The organism is Hymenobacter guriensis (genome assembly GCF_015773195.1).
GTDB classification, from domain to species: Bacteria; Bacteroidota; Bacteroidia; order Cytophagales; family Hymenobacteraceae; genus Hymenobacter; species Hymenobacter guriensis.
In genome coordinates this window covers 78,106-90,348 of record NZ_JADWYK010000018.1, presented here as the reverse complement: position 1 = coordinate 90,348, position 12,243 = coordinate 78,106, and the positions used below count along the sequence as shown (strand labels likewise).

Sequence of the window (12,243 nt, the reverse complement as noted above, 5' to 3'; positions counted from 1 at the left end):
CCGGAAAAACCGCTCGAACAAATGGGCCTGGTCTTCCTCCGAAATGCCCACGCCCTGGTCCTGCACGGTGAGCGTGAGCTGGCCCGCGCCACAGGCCGCCCCCAGGCGCACCACCGAGTTTTCGCCCGAGTACTCCAGGGCGTTGGAGAGCAGGCGGCAAGACGCAAGCAAGCGGTTCTATGCCGTTCATTAGCACCAAGCGGGCCCGGTAGCTATCCAACCTGACTGGCTGGATAGCTACCGGGCCCGCTTGGTGAGAAAAGCCGTAACGGCCGGCTGGCTACTCCGTGGTGGCCACCACCATAGTGCCTTTGGTGGTAGCTACCGGAACAAGCGTTGGCTTCCCGGCTGGCTGTGTAGAGGCAGTCGGGCGACGTGCCGCCGGCCGGGCGCTGGGTGCTTTAGCTATTGGTGCGGCCGCTGGCTTGGCGGTAGCTACGCTTTTGGCGGCTTTTCGGGCAGCTTTGTCGCTCGACCCGACTTCCGGGCGGCGCTGCTTGAGCACCTGCCCGGCGAGCTGCAGCACAGCTTTGCGCAAGGATTTAGCGGGCTTTTCCTGCTCGCCCAGCAGCGGGTGCAGCAAGGCGGTCAGCTCGCCGGCCAATGCCTTGCGCATCATCTTTTTGGTAGGCCGTGCCGCCCGCTCATCGGCTTTCACCTGCCGGGCCTGCTGCTTCAGGAGCTGGCCGGATAGCTGCCGCAGGGTTTTTGCCACGGCTTTTGACGCCGGAGCTGAGCCGTTGGGAATGACGTGGGGCGCCACGGCGGCCGTGAGCTGGGCGGTCAGAACTTGCCTGGGGGATTTCATAGAAGGGAAAATGAAGGTGAGCAAACAGCCGCTTAGCGCAGCCCGAGGAACACGGCAACCAGCGCTACCAGCGTACTCATAAAGGCATAAATGATGAGCGTGTCGCGGGTGGCGGTGTCGCGCTCAGCCGATGAGGCAGGTTCCATAAAAAAGAGGGAAAACCGGGTGGAAAACAGAGAAGACGAAAAATCCGGCGGCTTAGGCCTGTAGTACCGGCCTGAGTTCGGCCTGCACCGGTTGGGCTGGCGCGGCGTGGGTAAGCTCGGTATCCAGCACCTCACCAGCGGCCCAGCCGTCGAGGTTCTGGCGGGTGGTGGCGGCAATATTCTGCAGCGCCTCCCGGGTCAGAAACGCCTGGTGCCCGGTCACAAGCACATTGGGATAAGACAGCAGGCGGGCAAACAGCGCATCGACGGGCGGCCGCCGGGAATGGTCCCGGAAAAACAGCGCCTTCTCGTGCTCATACACATCCAGGCCCAGGTAGCCCAGCTGCCCCGAGTCCAGGGCATCGAGGGCGGCGGCGGTATCCAGCTCGGCGCCGCGGCTGGTATTGATCAGCATCACGCCCCTCTTCATCTGGGCCAGTCGCGGGGCATCAATCAGGTAAGGCGCGTGCGGGGTCATGGGCGCATGCAGGGTGATGATGTCGGCCTCGGCGCACAGTTGCTCCAACGTGGTATAGGTAAGGCCGTGGCGCACGGTCAGCTCCGGGTTGGGCAGCGGGTCGTAGCCCAGCAGCCGGCAGCCAAAGCCGCTCAGAATGCCCGCCACGATGCCACCAATGTGCCCCAGCCCGATGATGCCGACGGTTTTGCCGTGCAAATCGAAGCCGATCAGCTCGTCGAGGCGGAAGTCGTAGGCCCGCAGCTGGCGGTCGGCCTGAATCAGGCGGCGGTTGAGGGCCAGCATCAGCGCCAGGGCATGCTCGGCAATGGCGTAGGGTGAGTACTCGGGCACGTTGGCCACGCGCAGGCCCAGCGTTTGGGCGTGCGGCAGGTCTACCTGGTCGTGGCCGGTGGCCCGGATGGAAATAAACCGCACGCCCTGCGCGTGCAAGGCATCCAGCACCGGGGCGGAGGCGTCATCGGTGCTGAAAATGGCTACCGCCTCCGAGCCCCGCGCCAGCGCCGCCGTTTCCACGCTCAGGTTAGCCTCGATAAAGCGCAGCGGATGCCCGGGGCCGAGTGCCTCGCTCAGGTAAGCTTGCTCAAAAGGCTTGGCGCTAAAGACGGTGGTTTTCATAAGGCAGCAGTGAGGTACGAAAGCAAAGGTGCGAGGCTGCGGCCGGCAAAAGAATGAGCAACGTCATGCCCGGGCATGACCTGTGTCAAGGCATCCGGCCCGGTAAAGGCCAAGCTTTGTAAAACTTGGTTACCTCCTTCTTCTTTATCCCTGCTGCCATGTCTGCCTGTATCCTGGTTCTCACTGATTTCTCGGCCGCGGCCGACCACGCCCTGGCTTACGCGGCGGTTCTTGCCAAGCCGCTGGGGGCTCACCTCGTAGTGCTGCACGTAGATACCCACACCTCCCTGCTGGACCCGGAGCTGCTTGCCGGGCCCCGCCCCGACCAGCAGGCGATAACGCTGGCCCTCAGTACCCGCATCCACGGGCTCCGCGTTCCGGCCCAGGCGGAGGTTTGTGCCGGAACGCTGGCGGTGGCAGTAGCGGAAGTAGCAGATCGGCACCAGCCGGCGTTGATAGTGGTGGGGCGGCAGCCGACCGAAGACGTGCCCGAAGAGCTTATTTCCTCCTCTGCAGTGGATGTGTTGCAGATAACGTCCCATCCGCTGCTGGTGGTGCCGTATGCTGCTACGCTCCCGGCGGCGCCGCACTATGCGCTGCTGGCGGCCGATGACGAGCCGTTTTCCTTAGGGGAGAATGCCGGGTCAGTTCGTCACCTGTTCAATGCCCTGAACGTCCGGTTATCGGTCGTGCATGTGGCCCCGCCCGGCCGTCAGGCCTCACACACGCAGGCACTGGACGCGGTGCTGCAGACGGGTATCACTATCGAAATGCCGCTGCCTTTGCTGCACCGCGTCACGGACGCCGACCCCGCCCGGGGCATTGCCACGACGGCCGCCACCTTCCACCCCGATCTACTCGTGCTCATTGCCCGCCCCCGCAGCTTTTTCGGGCGGCTTTTTCACCGCAGCGTCACCGCCCAGGTAGTGCTCCACAGCGCTGTCCCGGTGTTGCTGCTCCCGGCTACGACAGAAGCTACGGGCCCAAAAATCTCCCTGCATGCGGCCGGGCAATACAACCACTAGCCAACCAGCCCTAGGCTTTTGTATCGTTGATGTAGCGCCCTGCCCATCTCCCTCACCTTTTTCAGTCCTTTCCCATGAACTACCAATCTACCCCTCTTGCCCCGGAAGAGCTGCTGGCCGATGCCGACATCAAGCTGGCCATCGAACGGCTGTTTCAGCAGAAAAAAGGCGTGGCCGCTTCCCTGCTCGAAGTCACCTGCCGCGACGGTATCGTGGAGCTGACGGGCTTTACCGACAGCCTGCTTTCCCGGAAGCGGGCCGAGGACATGGCCAAAGCCGTGCGGGGCGTCCGTGGGGTTATCGATGAAATCAGCATCCTTACCCCCGATGTGCCGGATGAGGTGCTGCAGCAGCGGGTGGAGCAGGCCCTAGCCCAGGACCCGGCCGCCGGCACGTATGCCTTGCAATGCTCGGCCCACGATGGCGAAATCACCCTGAATGGCTCGGTGCAGTCGTGGGCCGAGCAGCAGCTGGTGCTACGGGTCGTCTTCGGGGTGCCGGGCGTGCGCCGGCTTCAGAACCGCCTGCTGGTGCTGGGCGGCGTGCTCGACAATACCGACGAGGAAACTACCAATCAGATCCGGGAATTTCTGGCCTGGGATATCCGCGTGAAAAGTACGCTGATTGACATTCGCACCGACCACGGCGTAGTGCACATAACGGGTACCGTGGGCACGGCCGCCGAGCACGCTCAGGTAGTAACCACCGCCTACGTGGCCGGGGCCGCCCGCGTAGAAGCCCGCGACCTGTTTATTGCCTACTGGGCCGTGGATAAGGAGCTGCGCCGGCAGAAGTTTGCTCCCAAAACCGATGAGGACATGGCGCAGGCCATTCGCGACACGCTGCGCTACGACCCGCGCGTGGACTTCCTGGCGCTGACCGTGCACGTGCGCGACGGGGAGGTGACGCTGCTGGGCGCCATGAGCAACCTGAAGTCGCGGCACGCGGCCGAGCAGGATGCCCGCAACGTGGTGGGTGTGGGCCAGGTGCACAACCTGCTGCAGGTGCGTGTGCAGAACCCGGCGCCCGACGAATTCACCCTCGACCAGGTGCAGGCGGCCCTCGCAGACGACCTGTTTGTGGGGCGCTACACGTTCGTGGTGAAAGTAACCGACGGACTGGTGCAGCTCTACGGCACCGTGGCTACGCACTTCGACCTGGAGCGGGCAGCCGATGTTGTGTCCGGTATCAGCGGCGTGGTGGCCCTGACCAACCACGTGCAGATCGTGCCTGAAAAACATGAGCCGGGCGTGGCAGAAGACACTGCCACCAGCATAGGGCAGGGGCACGCGCCCTTCCGCAGCCTGGAGCCCGACCATTTGCTGCAGCAGCGCATCCGCTACCACTACGCCTGGTCGGCTCTGCTGCACGATCAGGACATTACGATTGACGTGCGCAAAGGCCGCGTGACACTCACAGGCACCGTAGATACGCTGCTGGACCGCAAAAGTGCCGCCGTGGAAGCCTACAACTGCGGAGCCCAGGATGTAAACAACCACCTGCGCCTGACGCCTCTTCTCAGCCAGCCACAAGCGGTATGAGGTATCGGTCCACTTCCTATTCTTCCGCGGAAACCCGCCCGGCCGATACCCGCGCGACGCAAAACCCGGGCAGCTCCCGCCACGCTTTCCCAGCAGCAGCAACGCGGCGCAGGTCTTGCACGAAGTAAACCACCAGCTCAACGATACCCTCACCGAGGCCGCCGGTGATGCCCGGGACTTCAATGCCGAGCGGTTCGACGGGAAAATAAGCTAACGGCTTTAGGACCAACCTAGCCTGCTAGCAGCCTGGCCACCAAGGTGGCCGGGCTGCTCTTTTTAGCCCTCGACTCCACCCAGCCGCCTCCATACCCGGCCGGTATTTGCCCGATTTGTAATGCCCGAAGTACTTGAGCTGCCTATTGCCCCGCCTACCACGCACCGCGGCCTCACCGAAGCCGAAGCGCAGGAAGGGCTGCGGCGCTACGGCCCCAATGCCGTGGAGGCCACCCCGCCCGATTCCTGGACGCGGGTGCTGCAGCGGCAGTTTCGCAGCCTGATTGTGGCCGTGCTGGGTGCCGCCGCCGTTTTCTCCTTTGTCTTCCACGACTATGCCGAGGGCTACGCTATTCTGGCCGTCATCCTGATAAACGCCGGCAGCGGGTTCTGGCTTGAATGGAATGCCCAGGCTTCTATGACGGCCCTGCGCCGTATGGGCCTGACTTCGGCCCGGGTGCTGCGCAACGGCCACCCCTGCGCCGTGCCCTCCGACCAGGTAACTGTGGGCGACGTGCTGCTGATAGAAGCCGGCGAGGTAGTAGCCGCCGACGCGGAATTGTTCGAGGCCCAGCAGCTGCAGGTCAATGAATCCACGCTGACGGGCGAGTCGATGCCGGTCAGCAAAACGCTGGTAGCGCCCGGCGCGGCGGCTCCGCTAGCCGAGTAAATCAATCGGCTTTTCAAAGGAACCGTCGTAGTCAACGGCACGGGCCGAGCCACCGTCACGGGCGTAGGCGGTGGCACCCAACTGGGCGAAATTGCCCGGCTTATGCAGCAGGCCGAGCGCACCGCTACCCCGCTCGAAGCCAAGCTGGCCCGCCTCACCCGCCAGCTGGTGCTGCTCACGGTAGGGCTGGCCGGCGTGGTTTTGCTGGTGGGGCCATTATTGAGCCACTGGCTTGGCCGTTCTCCATCATTGCCCAACCAGAAGACAGCGACAAACCTAAGTGTGAAGTAGCGCGCCGCGCGGGCCTTGGAAGAGTCAAGCGCGGGAATCCGGCCGGCTTCCAGGCCATTCAGCATAACCGGGAAGGCACCGATACCGAGCGGCTGGCCCGCGTTTCGGAGTGAAAGTCATGCCCGGCCATGACGCGGCTCATGCCAGGGCCGCCAGGCAAGGCGTAATCTTGCTGATGCGCTACCGGCAGGCACAACCGGGCAGCAGCTCCGAGGCAGTTTGCCTTCACTTTCTTCCCTACTCACCACCTCATGAATGAAGCCTTACAACTCAGCCTGGACAACAACGCGAAGGAATGGCTGGCACTTTCGCAGTCGATTTCCACGTCGGAAAAAGCAACATTTGACCGGCTGCATAACGGTTTTTTTGCCGCCTACGGCCCCAACTTCATGGCGCACGTCTACCGGGCCGCTATTGAGCAGGTGCTGCAAAACATGCCGACGGCCGAGCGTGAGAAGCTGCTCGTAGCGTTCCGTCAGGCAATGGATGGGGCCATCAACAAGCACGCGAACATGCTTCCCACGGCGGCAGACTGTATAGCCTGCCACGCCCGGAAGTTTTAGGCAGCTGGAAACTCTTCGTTGCTTTTCCCTCAAGCTGGCCGGTGTCGCCACAAGTGGCTAATTATTAATTCGCGTGTTACCATGGCCTTAGCTGCTGGCTCTCATCCAGCGGTCCACGGCTGGCATCTGCTTACGAAGATCGATCCATCGATAACAGGCGCTTGATTACGGCAACTCCAGAATGTTGGCTCCAGGAGTTGCAGAAAACCCATAGAAACTAGCAGAAAAGCGGCAATACTATTATGCTAAATATTTTAGCAAATCCATATGGCCTGCATCTCGCGTATATACTTTTTATACTCTTATCAGAAGTCATAAAAATAGCATAAATATACTATTAAATCGAGATTAAAGCCGATTGCATAGGAAATATTTCACAATTCACTATTACCTAATATTGTTAGTTTGCTGCAGTATTCGTATCTTTGGATATGTCAAAAGTCAAGTTTCCTGTACCCGTTCCCGTTCAGCAGTTTGCCCGGTGCGTTGATGCTAGTTGCCGACCTGCCGACTACGTAGGCGAATGGCCCGAGCTTGGTCACGTTTACCCCGTGCAGTACCGGCGCAATGCCCGTACCGGTCAGCCCCAGGTGCACGTGTTGGGCTTTTACGCCGAGGCTCCATACGGCGCTTTCGCCGCGCACCGCTTTAGCTCGGTGGCCGAAGTCTGGCTGAATTAAAGCGTACGGGCGCATCGGGTTAAAGCGCCGTTTTTTGTTCGTCCTGCCGCGCATGTAACAGTTCGTCTGTTCTATGCGCGGCACAACTTTTTTCAGCCTTTTCCTAACCTGCTGGTCGGCTTGATTTCCTGACCAGTTTCGACATGAAATCCGGGCTCCTTTTCATGCTGAGGGTACTTGCCCGTGATGCCTGAAGGAGTGTAGTGGCCGGCAGCCACTACGCTTCTCTGCTGTACGCCCTTGTATTCATTGTGGCAAACAATACGCCTTGAAGGCAACATCACTCGGCATTGCCCTTTTCCTGCTGAGCGAAGTTGCATTGAAGCTGGATCATGAAGCAGCAGCAGATATACTTCCAAGTCTTACATATAATTTTGCTGATTTTACTTATACCATTATTTTTGTCTCTTAGCCAGCTTCTTAGCCAGTAGCAGAAAGTACAATTTTTATTTTCTTTCAACAAGGCCCAACAAGCTACCAGTTGGTTTGGCGACCTGATTTCAGGATGCACCACCTAACCTGCGCAACACATACCTGCTCATGAAAAAACTCCTACCCTTACTCTTTTTTGCACTTTTTCAGCTGGCCGCCCTGGGCCAGGGCACTACCCTGGTGAAGGACATTATGCCGGGCGCATCTGGTATATTTCCCGGAAATTTTGTCAAGGCCGGCAACAAGCTATACTTTATCCGGCGGGGCACCGGCCCCCGGGAGTTCTACCGCACCGACGGTACCGCGGCCGGTACGCAGCTTGTGAAAACCTGGGTCAAGGACCCGGATGCCTACGACCCCTATGAGGCCAAAAACGCCGTCGATTTCAACGGGCGGCTGGTGTTTACCCGCTACAACGATGCGGTAGTCAACCAGCACGAAATATGGGTGACGGATGGCACGACGGATGGCACCAAGAAGATTCCGGCGCCAACCTCTACGACCATCTACCGCATTGAGCAGCTTACGGTGTTCAACAACGCGGTGTATTTCGTCATTGAGGGCTTTTCCACTATCCGGGGCCTGTACCGCTGGGATGGCACCGAGGCGGCGCCGGTAAAGCTTATCGGTGAAAGCACCAGCAACCGGGGGCTGAACTACTTTATCGTGACGGGCGGAAGCCGGGTCTTTTTCTCCGATGGCTGGAAGGTATACAACGTGACCAACAGCGCGGCCCCGGAAGTACTCTATGATCAGAGCGTGGTTGACAATACCCAGTCGGGCATCAGCGGCATGGTATACTTCAATGGCAAGGTGCTGATAACGGAAGGGCGGCCCATTGAGGGCAGCAACATGCGCGGCATCCGGGCCATCGACCCGGTTACCAAGCAGTACCCCTACATCAAGCAGGAACTTGGGTTTGGCCTGCCGTTTCCTAGCAGCCGCAGCCCGCTGATGGCTACCCTGGGCGGCTCCCTTTACTTCGCCAAAACCCGCTTTACCAACCCGAACTACCTGTTCGAACTCTGGAAAATCAGCCCCGATTTCAAGGTGACGCTGGTCAAGCAGATTTCCGCCACCACGTCCATAACGCCCCGGCTGTTTATGGCCAACGCCAAGCTGCTCGTTTTCTCCCTGGAATACTTCAGCGGCGGCAATGAGCTGTGGAAATCGGACGGCACAGCGGCAGGCACGACTATGCTTATCGAGCGTAGCGACAACATTCGCTTCACCGACGACCAAAAATCGACGCTGATTACGAACTCCCAGCTGCTGTTTCCGGCCTCCGACCGCACGGAAACCTACCCGAACACTGCCCACGGCACGGAACTCTGGACCAGCAACTTCACCAAAGCTGGTACGCGCATAGCGGTGGATTTTGCCGAAGGTACGTACGGCGGCGTCAACACGGACCTGGGCTTTGGCTCCCTGGATGGCAGCTCCATTCTGCTGGCGGCCGTGCGCAGTACGGCAGCGGGCAGCCCCTATGGCAGCGAGCTGTGGAAGTCGGACGGCACGCCAATTGCGGAAAACGGCAAGGTACCCGCTGCGCCCACCCTCACGGCCCTGACGCCAGCTACCGGCCCCTGGGGCGGCACCGTGGTGCTGACGGGCACCAACTTCACGGGCGCAACGGCCGTGCGGTTCAACCAAACCACCACCACGCAGCACACCGTCAACTCGGCCACCAAGATTACGGTGACGGTGCCTGACGGAGCTACCACCGGTAAAGTGAGCGTGATTACGCCAGGCGGCACGGCCACCAGCGCCACGAATTTCACCATCATTGAGGCGGCCACCATCACCGCCTTCAGCCCGGCCAGCACCACCATTGGCGGCACGGTTACCATTACCGGCACCAACTTCACCGGCACCACGGCCGTGAAATTCAACAACACCGCGGCCACTACTTTCACCGTCAACTCGGCCACGAAGATTACGGCGACCGTACCAACCGGGGCCACCACGGGCAAAATCAGCGTGACGACGCCAGCCGGCACCGTGGCCAGCACCGACAATATTCTGATTGCACCACCGCTGGCCATCAGTTCCTTTAGCCCGGCCAGCGGCCCGGCCGGCACCGTGGTGGTACTCACGGGCACCAGCTTTACCGGGGCCACGGCCGTGAAGTTCAACACCACCGCGGCTACGAGCTTCACCGTCAACTCAGCTACGCAGCTTACGGCCACCGTACCTGCGGGCGCTACGACAGGTAAAATCAGCGTGACGACCTCACAGGGCACCGCAAGTAGCACCGGCAGCTTTACGGTGACGACGGCCCAGGCTCCGGCCGTCACGACGTTCAGTCCGGCCAGCGGACCGGTGGGCACCCTCGTCACGCTTACGGGCACCAATTTCACCGGAGCCACGGCCGTGAAGTTCAACACTACCAACGCGCCCAGCTTCACCGTGGTATCCGCTACCAGCCTGACTGCGACGGTACCGGCGGGAGCAACTACCGGCAAAATCAGCGTGACTACTGCCGGCGGCACCGCCAGCAGTGCGGCCAGCTTCACGGTGACGGCCACGCCGGCCGGCGGGCCTTATCTCAGTGCCTTTGCTCCGGGTTCCGGCGCACCCGGCGATGTGGTGGTGCTAACCGGCAGCAGCCTCACCGGGGCCCGCGACGTATCGTTCGGGGGCGTACCTTCCCTGGGCTTCACCGTCACCTCTCCTACCACTATCAGCGTGATTGTGCCGCAGGCGGCGGCTTCCGGCAAAATTACCGTCACCATGCCCACGGCTACGCACAAGAGCGTGGACGATTTTACGGTTATCGTGCCGACTTCCGAGCTGGCTTCGGGCTCCCTGGGGCTTTCGATGTACAACGCCACCTCTTCCTTTGTGCCGCTCAAAAACCACTTCTACTTCAGCCGGCGGGAGGATGGAAACACCCAGCTGTGGCGCTCCGATGGTACGGCAGCCGGCACCATCAGCGTCAGCAGCAGCATCCGCACGCCCAACAACGTGGAGTTTGCCCGGGCGACGGAGCGCTACGTGTACTTTTTCGAAACCGATGCTGCGGGCAAAAACCGGCTGGTAGCCCTGGATGAGAACCTGACCAAGAAAGAGCTCAGCACCACGGGCTCCATCAACGACACCTACACGCTGCTCAACAACAAGGCTGTTTTTGAGAAAGACCGCACGGTGTGGGTGTTTGATGAGCTGACGAAGACCAGCAAGCAGCTCTACGACTTTTATCCCCACCTTATGTTTGCCTACCGGGGCTTGGCGTATTTCAAAGGCAACCCGGGCAGCGGTGGCTACAGCATCGGGCGCACCGATGGCACTGCGGCCGGCACTTTCCTGGTCAGCAGCGTATCCGACCTGTACGCTAACCTTTTCGGGGGCGCCGGTGAGTATGTGTACATAGCCTGCTCGGAGCGCAATACCACGGGCTGGGTGCTGTACCGCACCAACGGCGCCGCGGCCAATAGCCTCACCCGCATCAGCGGCTTCAACGGCGACATCCGCCAGCTGACGGACGTGAACGGCACCCTGTTCTTTATGGGCCGCGCCAGCAACACCACCGTGGGCTGGGAACTGTACAAGGTGACGGGCACTACGGCCGAGCTGGTGAAAGACCTCAGCCCCGGCCTGGGCGACGGGGTAAATGACAGATTGATTCCGGTAGCTATGCGCAACCACCTGTACTTCCGGGGCCAGACCGACAAAGGTTACGAGCTTTGGAAAAGCGACGGAACGGCCGCCGGCACCGTGCTGGTAAAAGACCTGAACCCCGGCTCCGGCGACACTTACCCCGACTACCTTACGGCCGTGGGTAACAAGGTGTACTTCACGGGTGGGCGCTCCTACAGCGACCAGGCCCTGCACGTTTCGGATGGCACCGAGGCCGGCACCAAGGCGCTGAATTTTGCTCCCGAAGGCATTCTATATACCAGCTACTTCAAGGGCAACCTGATTTTCTCGGCCGAGCACCCGACCACGTATAAGCGCGAACTGTACGTGTACAACCTGCGGGATGCGGCTCCGGCGGCCACGCCCACCATCACGTCCTTCAGCCCCGCTACCGGCCCGGTAGGTACGGTCGTCACCATCACCGGCACCAACCTGACGGGAACGACGACGGTGAAATTCAACCAGGCCACGGCTACCGTAGTCAAAGTCAACTCCGCCACGAGCATCACGGCTACGGTACCCGCCGGGGCCACTACCGGCAAAGTCTCGGTGGAAGCACCGGCGGGCAAGGCCACCAGCACCCAGGACTTTACGGTGACGCCAGCCGTATGCAACGTGCCCGTGCCCACTATTACGGCGGGCACTGCTACGGCGGCAGGCATGGTGCTGACCTCCAGCAGCAGCACGGGCAACCAGTGGCTGCGCAACGGCACCGCTATTGCGGGCGCCACTGCCCGCACCTACACCGCCACGCAGAATGGGCGCTACAGTGTGAAGGTGACCGTGGATAACTGCACCAGTACCTCCGCCGAATTTGCGCTGACGGCCCTGGCGGTGCAGCCCCTCAGTGCCAGCATGTTCACGGTGTACCCCAACCCCAGCACTGATTTTCTGACGATTCAGCCCGGCCCGAACCCGGGCAAGTGGGAACTCAGCCTGTATAATGGTTTGGGCCAGCAGTTGCAGCAACGTACCCTGCGCACCAACGCCCCGCTCCAGCTCGACCTGCGCGCTTACCCCGCGGGCCTGTATACCCTGCGCATCTTTGATGGCAAGTCGTTTTACTCTGGCAATATTCTGAAGCAATAACCCGGTTACATTGCAATCGAGCAGGGCTACTACCGCAGAGCAAAAAGCTC

At 61.0% G+C, this 12,243-nt stretch carries 8 protein-coding genes and 1 pseudogene; 6 read left to right on the top strand and 3 right to left on the bottom strand.

The features are described 5' to 3' along the window. From I5L79_RS20940 to I5L79_RS20930, 3 genes are all read right to left on the bottom strand, one after another. Positions 1-171, bottom strand: a 171-nt coding sequence (locus I5L79_RS20940; RefSeq protein ID WP_196957039.1) for an ATP-binding protein, incomplete at its 3' end; no start/stop codon positions are given. A 109-nt stretch (positions 172-280) separates the two neighbouring features. After that, positions 281-808, bottom strand: coding sequence for a hypothetical protein (locus I5L79_RS20935; RefSeq protein WP_196957038.1), 528 nt, complete (start codon positions 806-808; stop codon positions 281-283). Positions 809-1,006: 198 nt separating this feature from the next. Then, on the bottom strand, positions 1,007-2,050 hold the full coding sequence (locus tag I5L79_RS20930; RefSeq protein WP_196957037.1) for a 2-hydroxyacid dehydrogenase: 1,044 nt from the start codon (positions 2,048-2,050) through the stop codon (positions 1,007-1,009). Between the two features lie 158 nt (positions 2,051-2,208). Between I5L79_RS20930 and I5L79_RS20925 the strand changes: the two genes are divergently transcribed. The 6 genes and pseudogenes from I5L79_RS20925 to I5L79_RS20895 all read left to right on the top strand — a co-directional run bounded on the left by I5L79_RS20925 (position 2,209) and on the right by I5L79_RS20895 (position 12,193). Further along, positions 2,209-3,075 (top strand): universal stress protein, encoded by an 867-nt coding sequence (locus I5L79_RS20925; RefSeq protein WP_196957036.1) that lies wholly within the window; start codon positions 2,209-2,211, stop codon positions 3,073-3,075. Positions 3,076-3,149: 74 nt separating this feature from the next. Further along, positions 3,150-4,616, top strand: coding sequence for a BON domain-containing protein (locus I5L79_RS20920; protein ID WP_196957035.1), 1,467 nt, complete (start codon positions 3,150-3,152; stop codon positions 4,614-4,616). 334 nt (positions 4,617-4,950) lie between these two features. After that, a pseudogene (locus I5L79_RS20915) lies at positions 4,951-5,790 on the top strand (P-type ATPase). 251 nt (positions 5,791-6,041) lie between these two features. Beyond that, positions 6,042-6,353 carry a hypothetical protein gene (locus I5L79_RS20905; protein ID WP_196957033.1) on the top strand — a complete coding sequence of 104 codons (312 nt, stop codon included), beginning with the start codon at positions 6,042-6,044 and terminating at the stop codon, positions 6,351-6,353. Positions 6,354-6,784: 431 nt separating this feature from the next. Beyond that, positions 6,785-7,033, top strand: coding sequence for a hypothetical protein (locus I5L79_RS20900; protein ID WP_196957032.1), 249 nt, complete (start codon positions 6,785-6,787; stop codon positions 7,031-7,033). 540 nt (positions 7,034-7,573) lie between these two features. Next, positions 7,574-12,193 carry an IPT/TIG domain-containing protein gene (locus I5L79_RS20895; protein ID WP_196957031.1) on the top strand — a complete coding sequence of 1,540 codons (4,620 nt, stop codon included), beginning with the start codon at positions 7,574-7,576 and terminating at the stop codon, positions 12,191-12,193. Positions 12,194-12,243 lie beyond the last annotated feature (50 nt).